This is a genomic window from Photobacterium sp. DNB22_13_2 (assembly GCF_052873915.1).
The window spans coordinates 1-26,233 of record NZ_JBNNXU010000014.1 but is presented as its reverse complement, the minus strand read 5'-3'; the positions used below and the strand labels follow the sequence as shown (position 1 = coordinate 26,233).

At 43.1% G+C, this 26,233-nt stretch carries 28 protein-coding genes; 13 read left to right on the top strand and 15 right to left on the bottom strand.

The genetic code is table 11. From position 1 onward, the window contains the following. Positions 1–184 precede the first annotated feature (184 nt). Entirely contained in the window at positions 185–586 is a 402-nt protein-coding gene (locus tag ACVA58_RS18625; RefSeq protein ID WP_446511865.1) for a hypothetical protein, read from the bottom strand. Positions 587–1,011: 425 nt separating this feature from the next. Here ACVA58_RS18625 and pepT point away from each other — a divergent pair, with 425 nt between their 5' ends. The 3 genes from pepT (at position 1,012) to ACVA58_RS18610 (ending at position 3,495) form a co-directional block, all read left to right on the top strand. After that, entirely contained in the window at positions 1,012–2,244 is a 1,233-nt protein-coding gene (gene pepT, locus ACVA58_RS18620) for a peptidase T (protein ID WP_446511864.1), read from the top strand. A gap of 150 nt (positions 2,245–2,394) precedes the next feature. Then, the gene (locus tag ACVA58_RS18615) at positions 2,395–2,799 is read left to right on the top strand and encodes an MbcA/ParS/Xre antitoxin family protein (protein WP_446511863.1); all 405 of its coding nucleotides are present in this window, start codon (positions 2,395–2,397) and stop codon (positions 2,797–2,799) included. Further along, positions 2,800–3,495 carry an RES family NAD+ phosphorylase gene (locus ACVA58_RS18610; RefSeq protein ID WP_446511862.1) on the top strand — a complete coding sequence of 232 codons (696 nt, stop codon included), beginning with the start codon at positions 2,800–2,802 and terminating at the stop codon, positions 3,493–3,495. 59 nt (positions 3,496–3,554) lie between these two features. On the opposite strand, the gene ACVA58_RS18605 is transcribed toward ACVA58_RS18610, so the two are convergent. Next, complete coding sequence (locus tag ACVA58_RS18605) at positions 3,555–3,830, bottom strand: hypothetical protein (RefSeq protein ID WP_446511861.1); 276 nt, start codon at positions 3,828–3,830, stop codon at positions 3,555–3,557. A 182-nt stretch (positions 3,831–4,012) separates the two neighbouring features. On the opposite strand from ACVA58_RS18605, the gene ACVA58_RS18600 reads away from it, so the two are divergent. After that, positions 4,013–4,306: a hypothetical protein gene (locus ACVA58_RS18600; RefSeq protein WP_446511860.1), complete on the top strand. Its 294-nt coding sequence runs from the start codon at positions 4,013–4,015 to the stop codon at positions 4,304–4,306. A gap of 24 nt (positions 4,307–4,330) precedes the next feature. On the opposite strand, the gene ACVA58_RS18595 is transcribed toward ACVA58_RS18600, so the two are convergent. Beyond that, positions 4,331–5,815: a carboxypeptidase M32 gene (locus ACVA58_RS18595; protein WP_446511859.1), complete on the bottom strand. Its 1,485-nt coding sequence runs from the start codon at positions 5,813–5,815 to the stop codon at positions 4,331–4,333. A gap of 307 nt (positions 5,816–6,122) precedes the next feature. Between ACVA58_RS18595 and ACVA58_RS18590 the strand changes: the two genes are divergently transcribed. Together ACVA58_RS18590 and ttcA are read left to right on the top strand one after the other, a co-directional pair. After that, on the top strand, positions 6,123–7,298 hold the full coding sequence (locus tag ACVA58_RS18590) for a serine hydrolase (protein WP_446511858.1): 1,176 nt from the start codon (positions 6,123–6,125) through the stop codon (positions 7,296–7,298). A 172-nt stretch (positions 7,299–7,470) separates the two neighbouring features. Further along, positions 7,471–8,364: a tRNA 2-thiocytidine(32) synthetase TtcA gene (gene ttcA, locus ACVA58_RS18585; protein WP_446511857.1), complete on the top strand. Its 894-nt coding sequence runs from the start codon at positions 7,471–7,473 to the stop codon at positions 8,362–8,364. 65 nt (positions 8,365–8,429) lie between these two features. On the opposite strand, the gene ACVA58_RS18580 is transcribed toward ttcA, so the two are convergent. Continuing rightward, positions 8,430–9,092: a hypothetical protein gene (locus ACVA58_RS18580; protein ID WP_446511856.1), complete on the bottom strand. Its 663-nt coding sequence runs from the start codon at positions 9,090–9,092 to the stop codon at positions 8,430–8,432. A 354-nt stretch (positions 9,093–9,446) separates the two neighbouring features. Here ACVA58_RS18580 and ACVA58_RS18575 point away from each other — a divergent pair, with 354 nt between their 5' ends. The 3 genes from ACVA58_RS18575 to ACVA58_RS18565 all read left to right on the top strand — a co-directional run bounded on the left by ACVA58_RS18575 (position 9,447) and on the right by ACVA58_RS18565 (position 11,379). After that, positions 9,447–10,373 carry a LysR family transcriptional regulator gene (locus ACVA58_RS18575; protein ID WP_446511855.1) on the top strand — a complete coding sequence of 309 codons (927 nt, stop codon included), beginning with the start codon at positions 9,447–9,449 and terminating at the stop codon, positions 10,371–10,373. Positions 10,374–10,565: 192 nt separating this feature from the next. Beyond that, positions 10,566–10,841: a hypothetical protein gene (locus tag ACVA58_RS18570; protein WP_446511854.1), complete on the top strand. Its 276-nt coding sequence runs from the start codon at positions 10,566–10,568 to the stop codon at positions 10,839–10,841. Positions 10,842–11,118: 277 nt separating this feature from the next. Beyond that, on the top strand, positions 11,119–11,379 hold the full coding sequence (locus ACVA58_RS18565; RefSeq protein WP_446511853.1) for a hypothetical protein: 261 nt from the start codon (positions 11,119–11,121) through the stop codon (positions 11,377–11,379). Positions 11,380–11,460: 81 nt separating this feature from the next. Here the strand turns inward: ACVA58_RS18565 and uspE are convergent, their stop codons facing one another. The 10 genes from uspE to ccoN form a co-directional block, all read right to left on the bottom strand. Then, entirely contained in the window at positions 11,461–12,402 is a 942-nt protein-coding gene (gene uspE / locus ACVA58_RS18560) for a universal stress protein UspE (protein ID WP_446511852.1), read from the bottom strand. Positions 12,403–12,674: 272 nt separating this feature from the next. After that, on the bottom strand, positions 12,675–13,430 hold the full coding sequence (locus tag ACVA58_RS18555) for an FNR family transcription factor (RefSeq protein ID WP_446511851.1): 756 nt from the start codon (positions 13,428–13,430) through the stop codon (positions 12,675–12,677). 75 nt (positions 13,431–13,505) lie between these two features. Beyond that, positions 13,506–14,183 carry a sulfite exporter TauE/SafE family protein gene (locus ACVA58_RS18550; RefSeq protein ID WP_446511963.1) on the bottom strand — a complete coding sequence of 226 codons (678 nt, stop codon included), beginning with the start codon at positions 14,181–14,183 and terminating at the stop codon, positions 13,506–13,508. Next, positions 14,173–14,382 (bottom strand): cbb3-type cytochrome oxidase assembly protein CcoS, encoded by a 210-nt coding sequence (gene ccoS / locus ACVA58_RS18545; RefSeq protein ID WP_446511850.1) that lies wholly within the window; start codon positions 14,380–14,382, stop codon positions 14,173–14,175. Before ccoS ends, ACVA58_RS18550 begins: the two co-directional genes overlap by 11 nt. Continuing rightward, entirely contained in the window at positions 14,375–16,768 is a 2,394-nt protein-coding gene (locus ACVA58_RS18540; RefSeq protein ID WP_446511849.1) for a heavy metal translocating P-type ATPase, read from the bottom strand. Before ACVA58_RS18540 ends, ccoS begins: the two co-directional genes overlap by 8 nt. Beyond that, positions 16,765–17,256, bottom strand: a complete 492-nt coding sequence (locus ACVA58_RS18535) for a FixH family protein (protein ID WP_446511848.1) — start codon at positions 17,254–17,256, stop codon at positions 16,765–16,767. The genes ACVA58_RS18540 and ACVA58_RS18535 overlap by 4 nt, the downstream gene beginning before the upstream one ends. Before the next feature lie 120 nt (positions 17,257–17,376). Next, positions 17,377–18,357: a cytochrome-c oxidase, cbb3-type subunit III gene (gene ccoP, locus ACVA58_RS18530; protein ID WP_446511847.1), complete on the bottom strand. Its 981-nt coding sequence runs from the start codon at positions 18,355–18,357 to the stop codon at positions 17,377–17,379. After that, positions 18,354–18,536, bottom strand: coding sequence for a cbb3-type cytochrome oxidase subunit 3 (locus ACVA58_RS18525; RefSeq protein WP_428652385.1), 183 nt, complete (start codon positions 18,534–18,536; stop codon positions 18,354–18,356). Before ACVA58_RS18525 ends, ccoP begins: the two co-directional genes overlap by 4 nt. A 9-nt stretch (positions 18,537–18,545) precedes the next feature. Next, positions 18,546–19,157: a cytochrome-c oxidase, cbb3-type subunit II gene (ccoO, locus tag ACVA58_RS18520; protein WP_446511846.1), complete on the bottom strand. Its 612-nt coding sequence runs from the start codon at positions 19,155–19,157 to the stop codon at positions 18,546–18,548. Positions 19,158–19,169: 12 nt separating this feature from the next. Continuing rightward, positions 19,170–20,597: a cytochrome-c oxidase, cbb3-type subunit I gene (ccoN, locus tag ACVA58_RS18515; protein WP_446511845.1), complete on the bottom strand. Its 1,428-nt coding sequence runs from the start codon at positions 20,595–20,597 to the stop codon at positions 19,170–19,172. A 234-nt stretch (positions 20,598–20,831) separates the two neighbouring features. On the opposite strand from ccoN, the gene ACVA58_RS18510 reads away from it, so the two are divergent. Further along, the gene (locus ACVA58_RS18510) at positions 20,832–21,326 is read left to right on the top strand and encodes a hypothetical protein (protein WP_446511844.1); all 495 of its coding nucleotides are present in this window, start codon (positions 20,832–20,834) and stop codon (positions 21,324–21,326) included. A gap of 111 nt (positions 21,327–21,437) precedes the next feature. Here the strand turns inward: ACVA58_RS18510 and ACVA58_RS18505 are convergent, their stop codons facing one another. Beyond that, a complete protein-coding gene (locus tag ACVA58_RS18505; protein WP_446511843.1) occupies positions 21,438–22,160 on the bottom strand; it encodes an SDR family oxidoreductase in 723 nt (240 codons plus the stop codon). Between the two features lie 236 nt (positions 22,161–22,396). On the opposite strand from ACVA58_RS18505, the gene ACVA58_RS18500 reads away from it, so the two are divergent. The 3 genes from ACVA58_RS18500 to ACVA58_RS18490 form a co-directional block, all read left to right on the top strand. Continuing rightward, positions 22,397–23,575 (top strand): FIST signal transduction protein, encoded by a 1,179-nt coding sequence (locus ACVA58_RS18500; RefSeq protein ID WP_446511842.1) that lies wholly within the window; start codon positions 22,397–22,399, stop codon positions 23,573–23,575. A gap of 3 nt (positions 23,576–23,578) precedes the next feature. Next, entirely contained in the window at positions 23,579–25,669 is a 2,091-nt protein-coding gene (locus tag ACVA58_RS18495) for an ATP-binding protein (RefSeq protein WP_446511841.1), read from the top strand. A 328-nt stretch (positions 25,670–25,997) separates the two neighbouring features. Then, positions 25,998–26,233, top strand: a 236-nt coding sequence (locus ACVA58_RS18490) for a helix-turn-helix domain-containing protein (protein WP_446511840.1), incomplete at its 3' end; no start/stop codon positions are given.

The window sequence follows — 26,233 nt, the reverse complement described above, 5'->3', positions numbered from 1 at the left end:
TGATGCGCATGCTGTCTTCGTGAGTAGACAGTAAAGTCGTTGACTCTTACCTGTTTGCGGTAAAATTTATGCCTTATATCTTGAAGTGGCTGGATATATCCACATGAGAGTAAATAAAGTTAAGTGGAGAATATAAAGCCCGGATATATTTTCCGGGCTTTTTCGTCTTTGAATAGAGGGCAGGTTAAACATTTAAATCACTATTAGTGGCTTTGATTCTGATACCTCCTTTCTTGTGTTCGGTCACTTTGAGACCTCTAAGTGTTTCATATGAGATATAGAGCTTGGCATTGTCATTGCACCATTTCGACACTTGAGAATTTAAAAGAGAGTCGGGTAAGTAACGAGAGTGACAACATTGAGAAAAATTAAGCTGTGCTTGGCGCTTGAACTCTGAAGCAATACGAGGATAGAACAAATCGAGCTTTCCATTTCCATCTTTATTGCAGAGGTGCAAATTCGCTTTTAATTGACCTTTTTTGTACCTCAATTTTAGTTTGGCTGGAATATTTTCATTCATAACTGGGATCTGAATATCCACTGTTTTATCAATAGATTCAATCGGTAAAAAAATATTGGTAAGCATAAGACCTCCTTGGTTAAACTCATCTTATGCACTAATTGAAAAAATTTTTTCAACCAATGTCACACATACTGAATGGCAGCTAAATAAGATGTGGATTCTATAGTGGACGATCAACCTTTTACATTTCCACACACTTTAAGTTCGGATTCACCGAGGTGTTTGACAGGGCTAAGCGAAACATCTTTATAATATTACAAGCTTAATGGCTTATGATAAGTAACTTTTTTACGAGTGCATGCCGGTCAGATTGTTGGGAATTTAAACAATAACTCTGCAGCTGTAGTGATTTACCTTTAAAAAATAGGTCAGCGCTCTAAGTGAACTGCATTTAATGCACAAAAAACTGATTCATCGCAATTCATTTAACTGCTCCCATCGGGATACTTACGTGGTGTATTAATCTAATCAAACTAAATGAGTGGGACATGGATAACTTAATTGAGCGTTTTTTACGATACGTGAGCTTTGAAACTCAATCTAACCCTGCCAATGCCCACTGCCCAAGTACAGAGGGGCAGCGTGTATTAGCTCAGCAACTGAAAGATGAACTGATTGAACTCGACCTTTCAGACGTCACATTGGATGACAATGGCTACTTAACTGCTCGCTTGCCTTCCAATGTGAGCCATGATGTGCCCGCGATTGGTTTTATCGCTCATATGGACACTGCTCCCGACGCTTCCGGCAAAGGTGTAAAGCCACAGATAGTAGAGAACTATAAAGGTGGTGATATTGCACTAGGTGTCGGTGATGAAGTGTTGTCACCTATTCAATATCCTGACCTCAATAAGCTTATCGGCCATAACCTGATCACGACAGACGGCACGACTCTTCTCGGCGCTGACAACAAAGCTGGTATTGCTGAAATCATTACAGCCATCGCATATTTAAAAGCCAACCCTGAAATTCCACATGGTGAAATATGCATTGGCTTTACGCCGGATGAAGAAATTGGCCGTGGTGCCAATCTGTTTGATGTTGAGAACTTTGGTGCTAAATGGGCATACACGATTGATGGTGGCCCAGTTGGTGAGTTGGAATATGAAAACTTCAACGCGACGTCAGCCGATGTTATCTGCTATGGAGTAAATGTTCACCCTGGTACAGCCAAGAATAAGATGGTAAACGCCATGAACATCGCGGCTCAATTCCAATTGATGATGCCAGCAGAAGAAACGCCAGAATGTACTGAAGGCTACGAGGGGTTTTATCACCTTAAATCAATGGAGCCAGCCGTTGCTCGTACCGAACTTGGGTATATTGTCAGAGACTTTGACCGTGAAGGTTTGGAGCGACGTAAGGCCTTTATGCAAACTAAAGTTGATGAGCTAAATAGTCAGTTACTAAAAGGGCGTGTAGAGCTGATATTAACTGACTGCTACAACAACATGCGAGAAATGGTTGAGCCTCATCCTCACATTATCGAGCTTGCTAAACAAGCGATGATTGAGTGTGATGTTAAACCTGATATCAAACCGATCCGCGGTGGGACTGATGGCGCTCGTTTGTCATTCATGGGTCTACCTTGTCCGAACATCTTTACAGGTGGCTACAATTTCCATGGAATCCATGAGTTCATTACGATTGAAGGCATGGAGCAAGCCGTTAAAGTGATCGTGAAGATTGCTGAAAATGCGGCAAAGAGCGCCCAAAAGTAAGCGTTTAATGGTAAAAGCCTTATACATTGTTTCACCAGATACCCAGCTTCGGTTGGGTATTTTTTTGCCCGCTATTTTGCATGACTATTTATGGTTATTTTTAATCACATATGCTAACTTTGTCTATATATATACAGGTGGAGTGGAAGAATGAATGCAGCCCAAAGCAATCAAACTCAACAACAGACGCAGGCAGGAAATACTGTATTGCCTGTGGTATTCAACATCCTTGATAAATGGTCATGCAGTCAAAGCCAACAAATGGCGCTGCTTGGCTTAAGTAGTCGTTCGACGCTTAACAAGTATCGCTCTCACCCTGAATCGGCCAAGGTCTCAAAAGATCTCCTGGAAAGAATGAGTTATATCCTGAATATCCATAAGTGCCTACGCATTATGTTCACTGCAGATGAGAGTGTTTATAACTGGGTACAAAAGCCGAACAACCATCCTTTTTTTGCTGGCCGTTCGGCGATGGATATTATGTGTGAGGGTAAAGTGGTTGATTTATATCAAGTCGCGACTCGACTCAATGCATGGCGCGGCGGGCAATCATAAATGGACGTAAAATTAGAAAGTCTGGGCGTTGCGTCTTTTTCTGAACAGCTTTGTTATCGATTGATCCCTTCCAAATATCCGCCAATTAATTTATATGAAGATGTGGCAGAGCCTGACCAACTTGAAGCGATCTTTGCTATTGAGGCGATCACAAACCCTAGATTGGCAGAAGAAACCGGTGATTTTGGTCGTATTCCACCTGAAGAAAGGTTAGTCGGTATCCCTCACTGTAGTTATGTAATGGCAGCGTTTACCCACGTGAACCCTGATGGGGCTAGATTCAATGCCGCAGACTTCGGTGGCTATTATGCTTCGCCTGAGGTGAATACCGCAATCAAAGAGACAGTACACCATATTGAACGGGTAATGGGCTATACCAATGAACCGGCACAAGATATCCAAATGCGGTGCATAGATGCCTGGTTCAATGCCGAGTTGGTCGACTTACGCGAGCAGCATCTACTCGATTCTACGCTGTATCACCCGACCAATTATACTCACTCACAAGCACTGTCATCTGATGTCAAAATGGCAAAAGGGGATGGTATTGTTTACCAATCAGTTCGCCATCAAGGCCATGATTGTTACGTATTATACAAGCCAGTATTGGTGAGTAAGGTTTGTCAAAGCCGCCATTTTACCTACAAGTGGAACGGTGATTCAATTAACTCTGTGCTTGAACTGAACTTGGTGTGATGTTCACCTGGCACTGGAAAATTACCAGTGCCATCGATGAAATCTAGCTGTATTGAGTGTTATAACTTGGGCTGATTTTTAACTTCAGGGTGTTTGTCTATTTCATCTACCATCCAGTTATTAAGGTGCTTCAAGATCGCAAGAACCGCATGATCTTTGGTGCCTTTTTCATTCTCAGATATCTCCAGCTGTTGTTTACCATGCATGCCTGTTTGGTCTTCTGCAATATGAAGCCAATCTGGGTGCCAATAAAAGCTTTTTCCTTGCTCGGTGATCCAATTGTGGACGCCAGATTCTTCACCTTTGTAGTTCAAATCTCCCGCTGAGTATTTCATGGCATACCTCCGACAGTGATTATGCTTTGATGAGTATATACCCAAGTTACTTGAAGCTATATGAAGATTAAGGCGAATGATGAAATCAGGGAGTGGCGGAAAATGGTAAGTGATGCTTTTTTGTACTGTTAATCTATAGCCATCAGTCAGCGTTGAGAACAGTTATGTACATTATGAACAGCATGTCAGAAGCATCATCGAGCGGAATTAAAAATACCTTGCAGCACCTAAAAATTGAGGCTAACGATTGGAAACTGCAAATTGAAGAGCTAAGCGTGAGCCTAAAAGTTGCAGAATATAAGGTTCTTATGAGTACTTCATTTTATCGAGAGGTAAAATCGCTTGAGAGGCTACAAGGGATAAAGCACGCCAAATTAGACTACGATAGGCTAGAAGCACAATTAAAGTACGCATCATCGCAGCTTACCACCACAAGAGCACAGATTACCTTTTTGAAGAAAGCCGCTAATTATTAGCGGCTTTGCTGTTTAGTGTTGAACTTACTTCAAATAACGTTGTTCTAAGTGATGTTTGAAGAACTGGGCATTAAGCCTTTCGCCAGTGGCATCAATCAATAATTGATCGGTTGAAACCGTTGAAGCACGTTTCCAAACATGGCGATCTAGCCAGTTAAAGATAGGTTGCAAGTTACGCTCACGCACAAGGTTATCAACATTCATCTCTTTGTTTATCGCCGCCATAAACTGGGCTGCATACATCGCACCTAAGGTGTAGGATGGAAAATAACCAAAGGCACCAAAAGTCCAATGAATGTCCTGCATACAACCATCGGTGAAGTTCCCTTTGGCTGAAATACCCAGATACTCAGACATTTTCTTGTCCCATAACTCAGGGATATCTTCGACTTCAATTTTGCCCTCAACCAAATCCCGTTCGATTTCATAACGCAGAATAACGTGTGCTGGATACGTTGCCTCGTCAGCATCGACACGAATGTATCCTGGTTTAACTCGGGTATTTAGCAAAGTAAGGTTTTCAGCCGATAAGGCTGGGTCATCACTTCGTTGGAATGTTTCTGCCGCCATCGGCGCCAAGGTATCGATGAACAATTCGTTTCTTGATAGCTGCATTTCAAAAAATAGGCTTTGAGATTCGTGAATACCCATTGATCGCGCTTTACCAACCGGTAATCCAGCCCACTTTTCAGGTAAGCCCTGCTCATAACGAGCATGGCCCGTTTCATGGATCACCCCCATTAATGCTGACGTAAAGTCAGCTTCATCGTAGCGAGTGGTGATACGCACGTCCGTCGGTACACCGCCACAGAAGGGATGAACACTCTTATCAAGTCGACCATGGTTAAAATCAAAGCCAAGCTTAGTCATTAATGCACGGCTTAAATCTTGCTGCTGTTCAACAGGAAACGGACCGACAGGCTGTATACTGATATCTTGGCTTTGGCGATCCATGATCTGGCTAATTAGTTCAGGCAGCCAGCTTTTGACATCACTGAATAACTCATCAAGCTCGCGGGTTGTCATTCCCGGCTCGTACAAGTCGAGCAGGGCATCATAGCGGCTTAAACCTGTTGCTTCTGCACGGATTTGTGCTTCTTGTCTCGTTAGCTCAACCACTTCTTTTAGGTTGTGACTAAAACCTTGCCAGTCGTTTCTTTCACGCTGTGTTCGCCATGCATGCTCGCATTTTGAGCAGGAGAGTGACTTTTTCTCTACCAGCTCTGCAGGGACAACATTGGCTTGCTGCCAGCTACGTTTCATTTCATGAAGGCTTGTGGTTTTTTCTGTATCTAACTGTTCGTTATCTGCTTGCTCAAACCAATCAGAAAGATAAGGGGCCGTTGATAGCTCATGCTTAATCACGGCGAGCTCGGCCAGTGCTTCAGAGCGGGCTGTGTTACCGCCTTCTGGCATCACCGCAGCCTGATCCCAGCCGCAAATAGCTTCAAGGTGTTCAAGCCGAGAAATCTTTTTATTATGGTGTTCTAATTTTTCATAGAAAGTCATTATCATTCCTTTACGTTGACTCATCTCTGCCTGAGAAAATGTTATTTTACTTTATCTTAACGGTATTTTAATGCATGTGCTATGCATTGATACTGGATTAGATAGACGAGTAGAAGCGATCAGCATCGAAATACGAGAAGTTGAGCAGGAAATCTTGCTTGAAATTTTATATCTTTGGTTGAAAATGCATCAACTTAAATGCCCAGTTGTAACGGATTTTACAATAACGTAAGACTTCGTAAAGCTTACAAGATTTCATTCTTGGGTTCGATATACTGCCCCTATAACACCATTTATGGCGAGAAAAATGACTATACAACTGAAACACACTTTTCGCACTTTAGCTGCAGCGACACTTTGTCTTTCGGCCTCAGCCTTTGCTGCACCTACAGTTATCCCTGATGCTCCCGTTCTCGGCGCCAATGGTTATGTCTTAATGGATTACCATACTGGTCAGGTACTGGTTGAGAAGAATGCCCATGAGCAACTTAACCCTGCAAGCCTAACCAAATTGATGACCAGTTATGTTGCCGGTCAAGAAATGAAAAGTGGCAACATTAGCGAGGATGATCTTGTAGTGATCAGCCGCAATGCTTGGGCACGCAACTTCCCTGATTCATCAAAAATGTTCATAGAGGTGAATACCGAAGTGAACATGATGGATTTATATCGAGGCTTGATTGTTCAGTCCGGTAATGATGCTAGTGTGGCCATTGCCGAACATGTTGCAGGGTCGGAAGGGGCGTTTGTTAGCCTGATGAACTCATGGGCCAAAAAGCTCAATATGAACAACAGTTCGTTTTCAAATCCTCACGGTCTTGATAGCAACAAGCTTTACTCAACGCCTTACGATATAGCACTGTTAGGCCGTGCATTGATTAATGATTTACCTAATATTTATTCAATCTACAGTGAACGTTCGTTTACCTACAATGACATCACTCAGCGTAACCGCAATGGTCTACTTGCTGACCGAAGCATGAACGTAGACGGCATGAAAACAGGTTATACCAGCGGTGCAGGTTACAGCCTAGCCAGTTCTGCGACCGAAGGTGACATGCGTTTGATCTCGGTTGTGATGGGCTCGAGTAGTCCTAAAGCCCGTGAAGCGGAAAGTAAGCAACTACTGAACTACGGGTTCCGTTTCTTCCAGACAGTCTCACCACACAAGCAAGGTGATGAGCTGATCAATGAGAAAGTGTGGATGGGTAACACAGACACTATCTCATTGGGCACAATGGAAGATACTTACGTAACCCTATCGCGTGGCGATGTCAGCAAGATGAAGGCCACAGTTGAGTTAACGTCTGAACTCACAGCACCAATCAACGAAGGGGAAATAGTCGGCAAGATTTATTACCAAGTCGATGATGAAGATGTTGCTGAGGTGCCTCTGGTTGCGCTGGAGTCAGTAGAAGAAGGCGGCTTGTTCAGTCGCCTGATTGACTACATTAAGCTGTTCTTTATTGGTTTGTTTAAGTAATAGAACACGTTAAGACGGAAAGCTGATTAGAGAAAGCCGCATCAATGGGTGTGGCTTTCTTTTGTCAGAGAGAAATATTTCAACTGACTGGAAAAATCCGTATAATCCTCGCCTTACGAAAATCCAATCAGGAAATCAACCGTCGGCATTGTCGGCAGTGTGAGAAATCGCAATGAATCAAACAGATACTAGAAAAGAAACACTTGAATTCAACAAACTTCATAAGCGCCTTAGAAGAAATGTTGGTAATGCCATTATTGATTACAACATGATTGAAGAAAATGATGTTGTAATGGCATGTATAAGTGGTGGCAAAGATTCATTTGCGATGTTAGATATCCTATTGAATCTTCAAAAAGCAGCGCCAATCAAGTTTGATGTTGTTGCTGTTAACCTAGACCAGAAGCAGCCTGGCTTTCCAGACCATATCCTGCCGGATTACTTTGAGAGTCTCAATATTCCTTACTACATCGTAGATAAAGATACTTACTCTGTAGTTAAAGAAAAGATCCCTGAAGGCAAAACCACTTGCGGTCTATGCTCTCGCTTGCGTCGTGGTACGTTGTACTCTTTTGCTGAAAAAATTGGCGCGACTAAACTTGCACTTGGTCACCATATGGATGACATCGTAGAGACAATGTTCTTGAACATGTTCCATGGTTCACGCTTAAAGGCGATGCCACCAAAACTTCGCTCTGACGATGGGAGAAATGTCGTTATTCGCCCACTGACTTATTGTCGTGAAAAAGATCTAATTAAATACGCAGAGCATAAAGAATTCCCAATTATTCCTTGTAACCTATGCGGCTCGCAAGAGAACTTGCAGCGTCAGAACATCAAGGCAATGCTGATTGACTGGGATAAGAAGTCACCAGGTCGCGTTGAAAGCATTTTCAAATCAATTCAAAATGTCAGCCCAAGTCAACTGGCTGATAAAAACTTGTTTGATTTCGTTAATCTTCCACTGGATCGTGAAGGTGAAAGAGAAGAATACGCGTTTAGTGAGGCGACAGTGTCATCAAGTAATATTGATGAATCAATGTTCATTGACGTGACTAACGTTTAACGTTGATCAACTCATATGTAAAAAAAGGCGACCACATGGTCGCCTTTTTGAATTTATTTACAATCTTAAAAAGATATCTCATTATATAAAGTAGATAATTCATGCGCGTTTAATGATGTAGAAAAGTATTCATCAAAGTAAATTACATCATCAATTGATTGGAAATTTTTTGACTCTAACTGCGATAAAATCTCGATGATTTTTATAATCTCTCGCCAGTCAGGATCTATCCAATTAATGTCTTGGCAATTGGTCTCAGTACAAACTTCAACTATGTTTCTTACGCTAGCATTAATATATAAATAATTGCTATTTAGTGGATTATTAGTTAACAGCTTTATATTTGCATCTAAATTATCTAAATCAAAATCAGATGAAACAATCAGAGCATTTATCTCTTGGGATGTACCATTTTCTTTTGATAAGCCAACCGTATAAAAGGCATCGTCAAAATCAGAGATTAAATACGGCGCATCGTAGACGAGGGTAGCTTCACCATCATCTGACTCTATTTTATTAAAAACATACTTATTATAGTTATCACAATACTCATCAGCTAGGGGCAAGTTCTCTCTGTGATAATCAGGCTTTATCTTATCTATTTTGTATTGACTATCAGATAGCTTGACTGAAGCACAATATCTCTCGTTGGCTTGAGGATCGACATCATCACTGTTACAGCCAACTAGTGTTAAAATGGCCATACTTAAAAATATTGCTTTTTTCATTACTCACCTAAAGTCATGCAGTCGAATACATGATAAAAATATGTATCAATGTCACTTGTTTGATATATGCTCACTCTCGAAAGGGTGAACACTGTCTAATTTACAAAACGGTGTATTTTAATAGGAAGAGAGTAGGTTTTGAATATGGCGCACAGTCTTTTCTAGCAACTTTCAGCTTAGGTTTAGGTTCGATTTGATCGAAAAAAGGCTATCAACAAGACTATCTCTCAGTACCTGTTTAAATTAAGCAGTTTTTATGGTCGAAAAATTAATCATTGCCTTTTACTTATTTAAGTATTTATTTATTATCAAAGGATTAGCTTTGAAAGTTATAAAGCACGTGGAGTAACGACGATGAATATTCTCAAGCTTGATTTAAATTTACTAAAAGTGCTCCTTGTTCTATTAGAGGAACCTAATACTCACCGTGCTGCCGATAAACTAGAGACCAGCCAACCAGCGGTGAGTCGAGCATTAGCACGATTACGCGAAGCATTAGGTGACCAACTGTTTGTTCGCCATAACCGTGGTTTAAAATTAACCCCACGTGCAGAAGAGCTGGCCGCCGTTTTGCCAGGTATCTATTCACAACTTGATAGAGCGTTGGAAAGTAGGGAGTTTGACCCTACCGAGATGGAAGGGCATTTTCGAATAGCGCTTAATGGCTTTTTAATTGAGAGCTACGGCACTGAGATTTACCGGCTTTTCAATCGCCACTGCCCGAAAGTTGAGCTCGAGTTATACAGTTTCGGATCAAGTACGGTGTCGCAATTACAAGATGGTGGTTGTGATTTAGCTATCACCTATCAACCGTTATTAACCCCTAAAGCCATCTATCAAAAGAACATAGCGAAGAGCCAGTTTGGTTTTATCTGTCGTCGGGGTTTAGTAGATGAGCAACGATCAATTCCTATTGAAGAACTCGATAATTATCGTTGGGCAGGGATGGTGGTGCCGGGCTTTAATGAGCAAATGGAATTAGTGAAAAAGTATGTGAATTTGAATGCAAAGCCAGCCTTCCGTAGTCAGCACTCCATACCCATTCTTCAGGCCCTGAAAAGTGAAGACATGCTTTTCATAGCTCCTCGTGAACTCTATCAGGTCATCGATCATAATAAATTTCAGTTTGTCGAAATGGATGAGAAAGAGAAGACAGCAAGACGTGACATTATGGATATTGTCATTGCCTATAATCAGCGGCATTGGAACACAGAAAAGTATCAATGGCTTGAAAAAGAGATCAGGCAACTTAAGTTAACTCGGCCTGATGGTCAATCCTGAAATAGCAAATTCGCATTAAGCTAACGTTCAGAGATACGTTGTTGGTATTTCACTAATCCATTATTGCCATGGGTTTAAGGCATTCATAATCATACAATGTGTACATCAAGTGGGGGAGTTCAAAAACCTCACTGAAACTTTCTCAACACTCTCAAGGACAGAGGGTACTGATAATACACATAGAGGTAGGTTATGAAAAAATCAGCTTTCGTTATCATCGGCGCTTTGGTTCTGTCTTCACAAGTTATGGCAAATGACGTAATGGATTACCACCTATCAACGGCGGGTGAGCGCACAGCTCCGACAGCTCATTTGATTAAGCAGGCGAGCACACCGACAATGAGTGTACTGGAAGCCCAGCTAACCACTTCAGGTGATGCTTCTATGCCTGCAGGACATGTTGGCGATGCCCGAGTACAAGACTCTAGCAACTCAGTATTTGAATATCACTATAATACTGCTGACTAACACCCCGACTCGAATCCTTTAGAAGGGCTGATGCGAAAGCATCGGCCCTTTTCGCATGTTGAAAAGAAACTTTGTATGAGAGTCACGGCAAAACTGAATATTGATAGGATGTGAATCGTAATCGGTTATAATGGCGCAAGACAACAAATCATTATAAATCAATATTATGCTTATACCGAACATGATTCGCCGTACATTGCCTATCAAAACAATACTTGTTGCACTTAGTTTGACCGTATTAGCAGGCTGCTCGTCTTCGCAATCACAGGAGTTGGGTATGCGCAGTAGTACAGTAACGAAGACGCCTCAACAAATGAGTAATCTTGAAATATGCGAGACCTATGCCTTCGGTCGGAAGGCTACGCATACGCGGGTCGCTATTGCCAGTGAGTGGAATCGCAGAAATATCAGCCATGGTTACTGTAATAAAATCCGCAACGAACTGTATCTGACGGCTTTACTTAAAAAATTAGCTGACGCTGAAGAGAAACCAGTTAGTAATCAAGTGCAACCCGTTCAGCCTATTGAGTTGCGGTAGAACGAACGCCTCCAAAACTTTCAATAAAAAAGCCTCGTAAGAGGCTTTTTTCATGCATGTGACCCTAGTGACAGCTGTAAGTTATGGCAGGTTCGGGCTCAGAGGGCTGACGTAACCATCAGGCTTCAAAGCCAGTAAGTCACAATTTAAGCTATCGATTGTGTGTTCCGCCGTATTACCAATAAATACGGCGGATAGTCCAGTTCGTCCCGTTGTGCCTAAGATCACCAACTCAGCATCGATGTCTGCGGCAACCTGAGGAATGATATCTTCCGGTAACCCTTCAAGCACATGCGTTTGTTCTTCAGGAAGGCTGTGCTTATGTCGAAGTGCTTTCATTGATTTTAAATGGTGGCCCCTTACCGCATCGGTATATGAGGCAGGGTCGAATTCTGGCAATTCAATCGTAATATTTACTGGTGTAGCAGGGTAGGCATTGACTAGGTTAACTTCCGCTCCGAGCAAATCAGCCACTGTTTTCGCTTCATCAACAATGGAATCGTTGAGCTGCTCATGGGTTTCGTCATCAGCGGCAAGATTAACACTAGCAAGGATTTTTCCGTTTTCGGGCCAGCTATGATCCTTCACCATCAACACTGGACAAGGGCATTTACGCAGCAAGTGCCAATCTGTTGGAGTAAATATCACAGAGCCAATTTTATCGTGGTCATGAGTTGCCTTGATCAGCAAATCGTGATGATTGCTAAAGACTTCAGCTATGATGGCTTCATATGGGCGATTATGCCATACAACCGTAAGCTGTATGTTGAAACCGTCGTCAGTATGTGGACGAATGATATCTTTGAGCCACTCTTCACGCTGCATAACGACACCGCGTCGCATGGCTTGCCGCTCATCTGCAGAGAGCATCGAAGTCATCTCGTAAGAAAAGTCATAAATAGCGAGGAATAGGGTGATTTTTACATCGTCGGAACGACGAGCAAGATGTATAGCGCGAGACAATGCTGGTTGATGATCCTGAGCCGGATCGGCAACAACGAGTATATTGCTGTATTTGGTCATAACTGCCCCCTTACACAAACCGTGTTGGCGTCTAAACCAGTCTCTGTTCCCTCAAAGGAATGATATCAATCTGTCACTTTTGGGCAGAGAAACATTCAGAGTAATTTAGCCCAAATCAGAAGCTTGCTACGTAGTGTCATAAAAAGCGTCTTTGGGTACTAATAACTGTAACGTAAAGGGAAGAAATAGGGGAGTGGCGGTAGGAAATTAATATAAAAAAAGTGATACGGCTCGCGTATCACTTTTTATAAACATTCACTTAGACGATTTTCTTAAGCGAGAGTGTTTTTGTTTACACCCGCAAGTTTTGCTAGCTCTTCGTGGTTAAGGATAGTGATGTACTTACCTTTTACACTCAGCATTTCAGATTTTTGGAAACGTCCTAGTAAGCGGCTGATTGTTTCTACCGTTAGACCCAAGTAGTTACCGATATCACCACGTGTCATTGTTAGGCGGAACTCACGAGGAGAGAAGCCGCGCTGTGAAAAGCGTAGAGACAAATTGTAAAGGAAGGCAGCCAAGCGCTCTTCCGCATTCTTTTTGGAGAGCAGTAAAATCATTTCCTGATCTCCTTTAATTTCATTACTCATCAGACGCATAATTTGCTGACGAAGTTTTGGCATTTTCCCTGACAGATCATCTAGAATTTCAAATGGGATTTCACACACCATTGATGTTTCCAGAGATTGTGCAAAGCTCGGGTGCATCATTTCAGTGATAGCGTCAAAACCTACAAGGTCACCAGCCAGGTGGAATGCAGTAATCTGCTCATCACCTTGCTCAGTAATAGTGTAGCTTTTGATGGTGCCCGAACGAATTGCGTATAACGACTTTAGCTCATCACCGGCCTTGAATAGCTCTTGGCCTTTCTGAATGGGCTTCTTGCGCTCGATAATTTGATCTAGCTGATCTAGCTCAGACTCATTCAACGTAAATGGAATACACAACTGACTGATGCTGCAATCTTGACAATGGATCGCACATCCGCCGGATTGGATACGTTTGGTTGTTAGTTTGTCTGATATCATAAGCCTGTCTAACCAATTTGATGTAGGTCAATATTTTAACATAATATGAATCATTATGACGAGTATTAAAAAAGCCTACATTATTTGTTTGATTGCGATATAACCAGTATGAACCCCGTAGGCCAATAACAGCAAGGCACTCGCTCTTTTAAAGTAGAGGTTCTTAAGCCATTTTTGTAACTGGTTTGCCATTGAGCCCACTGCGAACATAGCAGGTAGTGTGCCTAAACCGAATGCAAACATTACACTTGCACCCGAGGTAGCACTCCCCGCAACTGCCGCCCAGCTCAAAGTGGAATACACTAAACCACAGGGTAGCCACCCCCAGATCATTCCGAAGGGAATAGCGGCAAAAGGGCTACGTAAAGGTAACAGCTTTTTTGCTGCGGGTGATAGGTAACGCCATAACCCTTTACCAATAACTTCAATTTTACTAACACCATGCCACCATTGACCGATGTATAATGCGAGTAAAATCATCATCATAGCAGCAAGCAACCGTAAAGATACCAATGCTGTTACTTGTCCGCCGTAATTGGCTAGGTTTGCAAAAGCGCCGCCTATAATCGCGCCAGCAATCATGTACGATGCGATTCGACCAAAATTATATAACACTAAATACGGCCAGCGGGAAGACTGTTGATTAGCTTGTATACCAAGAGTAATAGCGGCAGACACGCCTCCACACATCCCTAAACAATGGCCAGCCCCCATCAAACCAATGACGAAGGCTGCATAAAAGTCAGCGCTTATCATGGCTATCACTTACTTCACTTGCAGACTGCTTAACCTTGGCTTCGGTCGACTTTGACTCATCTTCATCGAAAAGAATATCGTAGCCTTGGCGCTCAAGATCTTCGAACTGTTCGGTACGAACTGCCCAGAGGAAAATCCCGACAGCGATGCATACAAATACAATCGCAATAGGTATTAATAAGTAAAGACTAGCCATTTTCTTTTAATAACCTTAAAGAATTTGAAACAACGATGATAGAACTGCCAGACATACCCACAACTGCAATGTAAGGGGCAACAAAGCCTGCCACTGCCAGCGGCAGAATGATCAAGTTGTATCCCAGTGCCCAAGCCAGATTTTCACGAATAATCTTTCGCGTTTGCTGGGCCAGTTTTCTAGCACGTAGTATGCGGGACAGTTGATCACCCAGTAATACCATATCCGCCGAGGATTTGGCTATATCAGTACCGCCACCCATGGCAACAGAAAGGTGTGCACCAGCCAGTACAGGGGCATCGTTAACGCCATCACCGATCATCAAGGCAACTTTGTCTTTACCTAAGCTTCTAAGGTATTCCAACTTGCCTTCAGGTGAGGCGCCTGCTTTAAGGTTATCAACGCCCAGTTTATTGGCAACCACCTGTGCTGATGCTGAATGGTCACCGGTTAGCATAGTGACTTGAATACCTTCTGCCTGAAACTGTTTAATGAGTTCAGGGCTGTCCTCTCGGATAGGGTCATCCAACTTAAAGCTCGCCACAAGCTCACTATTACAGCTTAGCCAAACTTGATAGTGGTTATCACATGAAGCAAGCAATTGATCTTTTTTCGGGTTAGTGTCTAGCACAAAGTCGGCTTTACCAATCCGCCACTCTTGGCCATCAAGAGAGCCTTTAAGACCACTGCCGATAACATTTTCTACCTCATCAAACCGTGGTGCCTCATCACGGTAAACAGAGAATGCCCGCGCGATGGGGTGATTAGCAAAGCGTTCAAGTTCCGCCGCCATTTGCAACGCTTGTTCTTGTGAATGGTTGTTGAAGGTCTGTGTGTTAACTAGCCGAATATTACCTTCGGTCAGCGTGCCTGTTTTATCTATAACAAGTTGATTCACATTGCATAATGTTTCAAGCACATGGCCACGGCGTAACAAAATGCCTAGACGCCCGAGGCTAGAGGTTGAACATGTTAGTGCAGTTGGCGTAGCAAGGGACAGTGCACAAGGGCAGGTCGCAACCAAGACGGCAAGCGTGATCCAAAGGGCATCCTCCGGACGGTGTTGATGCCAGTAAAGCCAAGTAGCCGCAGAGATAACCAAAATACCGGCAACAAAATAGCGGGCAACAATATCTGCAACTTCTGCAACCTTTGGTTTCGAGCTCTGTGCTTCGTCTTGCAGTCGAACAATATTGGATATCAAAGAGTTTTGGCGATCTTTGGTGACCTTCAAAGTAATGTTGCTATCGCCATTAATGGTACCCGCGTAAACCATATCGCCAGTAGCTCTTGTGACTGGCATGGATTCACCGGTCAGCATGGACTCATCAATTGCCGTTTGGCCTTTTACTATTTCGCCATCGGCAGGAAGGCTTTCACCTGGTAGCACAGTGACAACGTCACCAACTTTTAGTGTCTTAGCTGCAACTTGTGAACCATCATCCATTGTTGCCATTGCGGGTACCAACTTGAGCAGGTTGGCACTGGCAGCAGCAGCCTGTCGGCGTGCCCGCATTTCGAGAAAGCGGCCGAGCAGCAAGAAGAAAGTGAACATTGAAATTGATTCAAAGAACACTTCGCCTTTTTCCATTACCGTTGCATAGAGGCTAGCAACATAGGCAAACAACAAGGCAATGGAGACAGGGACATCCATCCCGAGTGTTCTTGCGCGAAGATTACGCCAGGCGTTGAGATAAAACGGCAGGGCAGAATAGAGTAAAACTGGAGTGGCGAAGATCAAACTCACCCAGCGGAGGTAGTTTTTGAACTCGGCATCTAAGTCACCGAAGATTTCAAAATACAGTGCTACTGCTAGCATCATGACTTGCATGGTCGCAATACCCGCAATGCCAAGACGGTATAGGTAGCCTTTCATGGTGCGGTGATATTGCTGCTCTTGAGCATCAGCTTCAAAAGGGGCAGCTTTATAGCCTAAACGGTGGATAACGCTTAAAAGGTGACTGAGTTTTACACTTTCAGGATCCCAAGCTAAAAGAGCTCGGTGAGTCGTCGTATTGACTCTAATAGAAACGACGCCAGGCTCGCGCATAACTTGTTTTTCTATTAACCAGGCACAGGCCGCGCAAGAGACCCCGTCGAGTGATAGTGATGCTTCTTTGCTATTTTCGTTGTCACGAACGAACTCTTGCTGGATTTCATCATGGTCATATAGCAAGAGTGATTGCAGCTGTTGCGGTACCAAATCGGCTTTTTCTGCCGGTGCTGTGCGATATTCGTAATAAGAGGTTAGGCCGCTATCAACGATGGTTTGTGCTACCGCTTCACAGCCAGGACAACACATGTCACGTATTTTGCCAAGTATTTCTACATGATGCTGGCAACCCTGTGGAACAGGATCGCCGCAGTGGTAACAGTCTTTCGTCATTCCTTAATCTGCCCGTACAGCGAAATCGGGTCGGAAGTTGGAAGGTTTACACGGCCTTGCAACATCCAGTCTCCATCAAACGGTTCTAGCTCTACAAACCATGGACCATCTAAAACTTGTGAAGATTCGAAGCGATAGGTCCCTGATAAATCGGCGCTCACCATTTGTGTAAAATCTTTATTAGCTAGAGTACGGTGTGTAAATGTCACACGCAAATTAGGATAGTTAGCTAGATCACCTTTATTGAAAAAAACATTGATGTCATTGTCATTTACGGCGAGTTTCGCTTTCAAATTTAAGGCATCAGCGACTCGTAGGCGGGATAGGTCGAGGTTAATCGCCTTACCTTTTTTATAATAGTCTTCCGCTACAAGGTCGACTTTATTCTGAGAAAAGATATAGACAGCGGTCAGGCTATAGACAATTGAAGTAGCAGGAATGGCAAAAACGAACCATGGCCAGAACTGCTTATACCAAGGTTTACCCATATTGAATACCTATGTTACTTAGAGGGATTTAGCCCCTGAAGATAACAGGGGCTAGTCGTTAAGTCTCAGATGTTTGTACAAAAATAATGGACAAATTGTAACTGAGTGTTGTCTGAGTTGTTACTCTGACGTGTCGTTACTTAGATTCCAAACATACGCAGAAATAACCTGGATTTTTTCTTCACCAAGAATATCTTTCCATGCTGGCATCACACCTTGGCGACCATGTGCAATAGTGGCTTCTACAGCGCGACGAGAACCACCGTATAACCATGTATTGTCCGTTAGGTCCGGTGCACCAAATGCTGGGTTACCTTTACCATCCGTACCATGACATGCCGCACATACTACAAACTTCTGTTTACCTGCCGCTGCTTCTTTAGCATTGACACTTCGACCAGATAGGCTCAGTACATAGCTCGTTACTTCCGTTACGCCATCTTTGCCCAGTGTCTCATTCCAACCTGGCATGACACCTTGTCGGCCTTCCATAATAGTTGTCTTGATCGTTTCAGCTTCACCGCCATACAACCAAGCACCATCTGTTAGGCTAGGGTAGCCAAGCTGGCCGCGGGCGTCAGAGCCATGACACTGCGCACAGTTCTGTAAGAACAAGCGTTGACCGACCTTGATAGCTTCTTCACTCTCAGCGATTTGAGTAATCGGAAGCAGGGTGTTACCAGATGCATCGTATGCCAACGTTTTGAATGTCTCGCCAAAGCGCGCATGGGCATCATCCAACTCTTTTGCATATTGGTCCAAACGTTGTTCTTTCTGGGCATTGGCAATCGCCAACTTGGATTCCTCGATAGAACGAACGGTTTGATTTGAGCTCTGCCAGCCTAGAAGACCTTTGAAGCTACCTAAACCAGGGAAAAGGATTAGATAAAGTAGGCCGAAAATAATGGTGCCCCAAAACATGTAGGACCACCATTTTGGCAGTGGGTTATTGAGTTCACGAATACCATCGTATTCGTGTCCCATATCCTCACCTTCTTCAACACCCATTTTGTCTTTGCTACACCAAACAAGCAGAGCAGAGACGCCGACAAAGGTACCAATGGTGATGATTGTTATCCATAGACTCCAAAACGTAGTCATGCTTCCTTGCTCCTGTCATTCTCACGGGTTGCCACATCATTTTCTTCGTCAGCAAAAACGAGGTTCGCTGCTTCATCAAAACGTGACTTCTGACGCTTGCTGTATGCCCAAAGGACGATACCGATAAAACTAGTGAACAGTACAACAGTCCAAATGCTATGAACGGTTCCAATATCCATGGTATCTCCTTATTTCATTGCGTGACCGAGAGACTGAAGGTATGCAATAACCGCATCCATTTCAGTCTTGCCTTTTACTTCATCACCCGCATTGGCGACTTGCTCATCAGTGTATGGAACACCAAAGTTATCCTTGAAGATTGCAAGTTTCTTAGAAGTTAACTTACCGTCAAGTACGTTTTCTTCTAACCAAGGGAAGCCCGGCATGTTGGATTCAGGAACAACAGCACGAGGATCACGAAGGTGAACACGGTGCCAGTCGTCAGAATATCGACCACCAACGCGCGCTAGATCAGGGCCTGTACGTTTTGAACCCCATAGGAATGGGTGTTCCCAAACACTTTCACCAGCCAATGAGTAGTGGCCATAACGCTCGGTTTCAGAGCGGAATGGACGAATCATTTGGCTATGGCAGACATTACAGCCTTCTCGGATATAAACATCACGACCTTCCATCTCTAAAGCTGTATACGGACGAAGGTTGTCTACCGGTTCAGTTGTTTGGTCTTGATACAACAACGGGGTAATTTCAACCAATGCACCGAAGCTAATAGCGATAACAATGAGGATCGCTAGAAGGCCGACATTTTTTTCTACAATCTCATGACGATTTTTTGCCATTGTCGGTACTCCTTATGCTGGTTGCTCTACGGCTTTCAGACTTTCTTTCGGTGAGGTAATGGTCTTATAAGTGTTATAAGCAAGTAAGAACATACCAGACAGGAAGATTAAACCACCGACAAAGCGAACAAAGTAGAATGGGTAAGATGCTTGTAGCGATTCAACAAAGCTATAAGTCAGCGTACCGTCGGTATTTACCGCACGCCACATCAGACCTTGCATCACACCTGAAATCCACATAGCAACGATATATAGAACGGTACCAATTGTCGCTAGCCAGAAGTGAACGTTAATCAATTTAATTGAGTACATACGCTCTTGGCCGAACAGTTTTGGAATTAGGTGATAAACCGCACCGATAGAAACCATTGCAACCCAACCTAAGGCACCAGAATGTACGTGACCGATAGTCCAGTCAGTATAGTGAGATAGGGCATTGACAGTCTTAATCGCCATCATTGGGCCTTCGAAGGTAGACATACCGTAGAAAGACAATGAAACCACTAAGAAACGAAGGATTGGGTCATAACGAAGCTTATGCCACGCACCTGATAGCGTCATGATACCGTTTATCATACCACCCCAAGATGGTGCGAATAGGATCAATGACATCACCATCCCTAGTGACTGGGTCCAATCGGGTAGTGCTGTATAGTGAAGGTGGTGAGGACCAGCCCAAATGTATAGAGAGATCAATGCCCAGAAGTGGACGATTGATAGACGGTAAGAATAAACAGGTCGACCAGCTTGTTTAGGTACGAAGTAGTACATCATCCCTAAGAAGCCAGCAGTAAGAAGGAAACCTACCGCATTGTGTCCATACCACCACTGAACCATTGCATCGACTGCGCCAGAGTAAATTGAATATGACTTACTCATAGAAACAGGGATAGCGAGGTTATTGACGATATGAAGTACAGCTACCGTTAGAATGAAGGCACCAAAGAACCAGTTAGCCACATAAATATGTGACGTGTTTCTTTTGATCATGGTCCCGAAGAAGACAATGGCATAGGCAACCCAGACAACAGCAATGGCAATACCAATTGGCCATTCCAGTTCTGCGTATTCTTTACCTGTGGTCCAACCCATTGGCAATGTAATTGCCGCGGATAAAATGATGGCTTGCCAACCCCAGAAGGTGAACGATGCTAACTTCCCACCGAAGAGCCTTGTTTGACACGTACGCTGTACTACGTAGTAAGACGTAGCAAATAGTGCACTGGTACCGAATGCGAAAATCACTGCGTTTGTATGCAGTGGACGCAAGCGGCTGTATGTCAACCAAGGGGTATCAAAGTTTAACGCCGGCCACACCAACTGAGCGGCAATCAATACACCAACGCCCATTCCGACAATTCCCCATAATATGGTAGTTAAGGTAAATTGACGAACGACCGTATAGTTGTAGTTTTGTTCAAGCTGCTTTACTTGGCTCATGTTGCATGCTTCCAATTTTAATTGTTCAACTACACTCTTTTCCTTGTGCGAACAACAAGTTGTCGCAATGCCACCCAAAGCTTCAAAAATTACAGTGTTGTTTTTTTAAACACCCCAGTAATTAAATTGCTATTTTGTTGTAAAAGTGGCATTTTCAGTGCCTTATACTACTTTAGATAACTAATGATTGACAGGGTCAAGCCCACACTATGTTTACGGTTAAGCAACATTTATGTGAAAACTTTGACCTCTGTAACATGGGAAGCACGTGAAATCATGGCTGCAGAAAAACTTACCAAAGGCAGATTTATCCAAATTCTCTTTCTAATGGCCGTATTGATTACCGCATTTGTATGGAGAACAGTTACCTATGATAATAGTGAGGGTGAAAATATAAGTGCAGTAACTTGCGAGTTAACAGCAGAAAAGTGTATTAATGACCGGAGCAATAAATCGTTAAATATCTCTTTATCACCTTATCCTGCATCGGCGAACCAAGAGCTAACTATACAAGTTCATAACACAGATGTTAAACCTGAAGCGTCGGTTGAAGGGGTAGACATGTATATGGGCGTTATCCCTGTAACGTTTGAAGGAACATCAGAAGGCTGGGAAGGGAAATTTACGGTGCCTGAATGTATGCACAGTGAAATGCAGTGGGCAATAACAATCATGCTAGGCGATGAAAAGATAATTGCTGGCTTCACGGTTAAAAAGCAAGCAAAATAAATAGCTTAGCCAGAAATAATTTAAATTGTAGGGTTTAATCTACTAAACCCTACAATTTATGGTTAATTAACAAATATGTTGATATTTGTAGGCAGCATAAACAGAGTCGTTCTATTCACTGTAAATCATTTTTTTTGTCATACCACCATCGATGACAATGTTTTGACCTGTAATAAACCCCGCTTCATCAGAAATCAAATATGCCACCATTGAAGCAATATCTGTAACGTTGCCGACACGGCCAGCAAGGTGTTGTGAGTGATCGGTTTCGCTTAATTGCTCTTTAGAGACATGTATCCACCCCGGAGAGATACAGTTCACTCGAACATCAGGGCTAAGGCTTGTCGCTAAGGAGTGTGTCAATGCAACAACACCACCTTTAGTTGCACTGTAAGCTTCGGTATTTGACTCGGACTGTAATGCACGGGTAGAAGCAATATTGATAATGCACCCATTTGTATCCTTAAGTAATAGCGAAGTGTGCTTTGCCATCAGCATAGGAGCCGTTAGATTCACGGCTAAAGCTTTATTCCAATCATTAATATCTAGTTGATCTAAAGGGGCATTATAAGGATTTGAAATAGCAGCATTATTAATAACAGCATCAAGCCTTCCGTGCTGCGATGTTATCTCTTCAATTAATGAAATAAGTTGCTGCTCGTTGGTGACATCAAGCTGTCTAAAGCGAATGAGAGGGTTTTCAGAAACCAGTTGGAACCCAGCGTTCTCATCAATATCAATGGCAATTACCAACATATTTTTAGAAAGATAATTCGCAATGCCTTTACCAATCCCGTTTGCGCCGCCCGTCACTAATACCACTTTTTTGTCCATCGCTCCCTCACCATTCTACAGCTACAAATACGAACCCTAACAAAGCTAGGTATATACCTATCATTAACGGACATTACATCCAGATCTTTAATTTATTACAATAAAAAAGCAGACACTACATGTGATGCATGTAAGAATATGCATACGTAACTTCAATAGGTTTGTATTCCTCTCAGCTTTACTTAAAGTTACTTGGGTAACGTTACAAATCAAAATAATCTATAGATAAATTCCCCATGGATATCGCAACAAGCTTTTCTTCACAGGCAATAGCATCTGATGCCATTCAAGAGGCCATCGAACAACTACAAGCAAAGCTTGCCAACCCCAAACTGATCCTTGTTTACTTTTCAGAAAAATATGACGTTGTCACTTTCCAAGAAGCATTGGTCGTCGCCTTCCCAAATGCACAAGTTCTGGGGTGTACATCTTGTCAGGGAGTAATGACCGAAGGCGGATACCATCATGGTCGGGGTGTTGCACTCTGGGCAATATCCGATTTTCATGGAGCCTACGGAACAGCTATTGTTTCTACAAATAACTCAAAATATGACATGGCTCGGCAAGCCTTGTTAAAAGCGATTGCCAATAGTGGCCGTTCCGGAGAATTACCTGCTCTTATCGTACTGCATGCCAGCCCGGGCCATGAAGAAGAAGTCATTCAGGGAATCGAAGATGAACTTTGCACGTCAGTTCCAATCATCGGAGGGAGTGCGGCTGATGATCATATTAAGGGCAATTGGTCTATTTTCACACAAGAGCAGTACACGCAAGAAGGTGTAGGGATAAGCGTCATCTATCCATCTTGTCATATCAGTTACTCGTTCCACTCTGGCTATGCCAGTACTGGCCAATCCGCCAAAGCTACCAAAGTCGAGGGTAGGGAGCTTATTGAGCTTGATGGTAAGCCGGCAATAGAGGTTTATCAAGATTGGATGAACCAATCTTTGGGCGAGTCAGAAAGTATTATTAATAACAGTAGTTTAAATCCCTTGGGGCGCGTTGCCGGTGTTGTTCATGAACTGCCATATTTCAAATTGGCTCACCCTTTGAATACCACTGAGCGCGGGGGGGTAACCTTATTCGCCAAAGTAGAAGTAGGAGAGACCCTCTATTTCATGCAAGGTACAGAGGAGCGCTTAATTACCCGAGCCGGACGGGTAGTTAATGCTGCAAGTAACATTTATGCTAATGAGGCAAACCTAAATCCCATCGGTGGTATCACCATTTATTGTGCGGGTTGTATGCTCCGCGTGCAGCACCGGATGGAAGAAGTGGCCCAGTATGTCAAAAGTGCCATGCAAACAGCACCTTTTGTCGCTCCATTTACCTTCGGTGAGCAAGGGCAATTTATCGGGGGCGAAAATGCCCATGGTAACTTGATGATTTCAGCAGTTTTGTTTCACAAGGATTAAGCAATGGTTAATTATGAATCTGAAAAGCTCCAAGAAACATTGCTTGATTTATTACGAACACGAGAGCGAGAAAAACAATTACGCGAAGAGAACACGGCGATTTTAGCCGGCATTGCAGCAATGGCCGGTGCCAATAATAAGCGGCAGGTATTCAATAGTTTGTTGTCAGTGTTGCGCAAATACATCGGTTTTGAGCATGCGCTTGTATTAACAAGGGAAGACGAAACTGCACAGTTGCAAGAGTTGGTAACGACCTGTCGTTTCTTTGAGTCAAGTATTTGGCCTATTGGTAATACGTTTATTCGTTCAATGAATGGCGACAGTATTGCACTCTATGATCCAAGCCAGGTCTATGAATTTAAAGAACTATCACCTGAGATGGTGCCGTTCTGTCAGTCGGTGTTGCTTACCGGTGTAAAGGTAAGCTCTGGTGATGCGCTGTTGCTTTTTTTCCATTCGAAAAAAGGGCAGTTTACGCCAAATTGCCGTAGGGTACTTGAGCGATTCCGACCGCTTCTGGAACGAGCAATCATTGATATTGATTATCGCGAACGTTTGCAGTCGTTAGTTACAGCACGTACCCAAGAACTGACGCATAGCCAACAGCGGTTTAAAGATTTTGCAAAAACAGTTGGCGACTGGTTCTGGGAAGTCGACCCAGAATACCGTTTTACTTATATTTCTTCTCCAAATCTGACCAACCATATCGTCGATAGTAATTGTATCCTCGACATATTTGGTGACGCTGAAAGATATCGTGATCGGTTACAAGCCATTTTTGAAAATCAAATCTCATTTGAAGATTTAGAGTGGCAGCTGCCTGCTGACGAAGGTGGTCTTTGGATCAGCCTAAGCGGTACCCCTTATTTTAATAAGCAAGGTCAGTTGCTAGGTTACCGAGGTACCGCAAAAGACATAACCAGTCGTAAGCAACAAATCGAAGAAATAAAGCAGGCGAAGCGCCAAGCCGAAGACGCCAACAAGGCAAAATCTGAATTTCTTGCGATGATGAGTCACGAAATTCGTACTCCCTTAAATGCAGTTTTAGGCTTGTTAGATATGCTGGGTGATTCCGGATTGGACATAAAGCAGCAAGGCTGGATAAACCAGATGGATCAATCTGCACAGTTATTGCTGACAATTATCAATGACATACTAGACTTGTCTCGGATTGAATCAACAAGCTTTGAGTTATTCAATAGCAAACTGTGCTTATTTGACTGCATTGATTTGGTTATTACTCAGTTGGAAGATCAAGCACAAAAGAAAGGGATCAAGCTTTATAGCTATATCAACGATGAAGTCCCGGAGCAAATTATCGGTGATAAAAACCGAATTTCTCAGGTGTTGTTTAACCTTGTTGGAAACGCAATTAAGTTTACTAATGAGGGCTCGGTATCAGTCGATGTTACTCAGAGCCATAACAAGCTATACCTGAAAATAACGGATACGGGCATTGGTATTTCACCCGAAGCACAGAAGCAATTGTTTAAACCTTTTAAACAGGCTGACGGCAGTATTACCCGAAAATATGGCGGTACTGGCTTGGGCTTAGCAATTAGCCTACATCTGATTAAAAAAATGCAAGGTGAAATCCAACTGCAAAGTAAGTTGGGCATAGGTAGTTGCTTCACTGTAATTTTGCCATTAGACATTCTTGAAGCTGAAGACTCTGAAGCTGAAATACCGGTTGTTGAAGTTGAGCATTTACCAAAGCTAAATATCTTGGTGGCAGAAGACAGTCCAACGAACCAGTTAGTTGCAAAACTCATGCTAGAAAAGCGTGGCCATAAGGTGATGATTGCCAACAATGGCCAAGAAGTGTTAGACATCGATGATAGCGGGATGAATAAGTTCGACATTATTTTGATGGATATCTCGATGCCAATGCTCGATGGAATCAGTGCAACGAAAGAATTGCGAGGCCGAGGCACTGACATTCCAATCATCGCGTTAACGGCCAACGTCATGAAATCAGATCAAGAGGCTTACTCTGAAGCCGGTATGAATAGCTTTATCGCCAAACCGATTATTGCGAACGAGCTTGATAAGATATTGGCAAAGTATCAGTTACTGATAGCAAATAAACAATAACGCTAGACACGAACTAAAACCCCGAGCTTAAACAAGCTCGGGGTTTTTGCTTTAGGCTTGAAAAATCAAGCCTAGTAATTAACACCATGTTTTGAAGTACCAGGCAAACTGACCATTTGCAGCAGTACTTAAAAATAGGTGTTAATTACCTATTTTATGGTAAATTGCCAATACTGTTAAATTGTACAGTACTTCGAACCTTTGATGGTGAGCAGAGAAAAGAAGGGGAAACCAATAGATAGCAATACCAGTTGGAACATACCGTTATTGATACCTTATTTAACATAAGGTACATAATGCGCACTGGGGGTGTAGCCACAAAGCTAAAATGTCTCTTTTCTACAAAGTGAAAATGTCCTGTTTTTCCTATGTTGATCAGACCCTGTCTGGTCTGTGTGAGATGAACTTAGCGATGTTGGTAACCATGAATGATAAAGAGATTTTACGCCTGAGTGCTATCCGTGATGTTTGCGAGCATCGCATTCGCCGTTCCGATGCTGCTCGTATCCTTTCTCTCAGTGTTCGCCAAGTACAACGATTAGTGACACGTTTTCGTGAATCAGG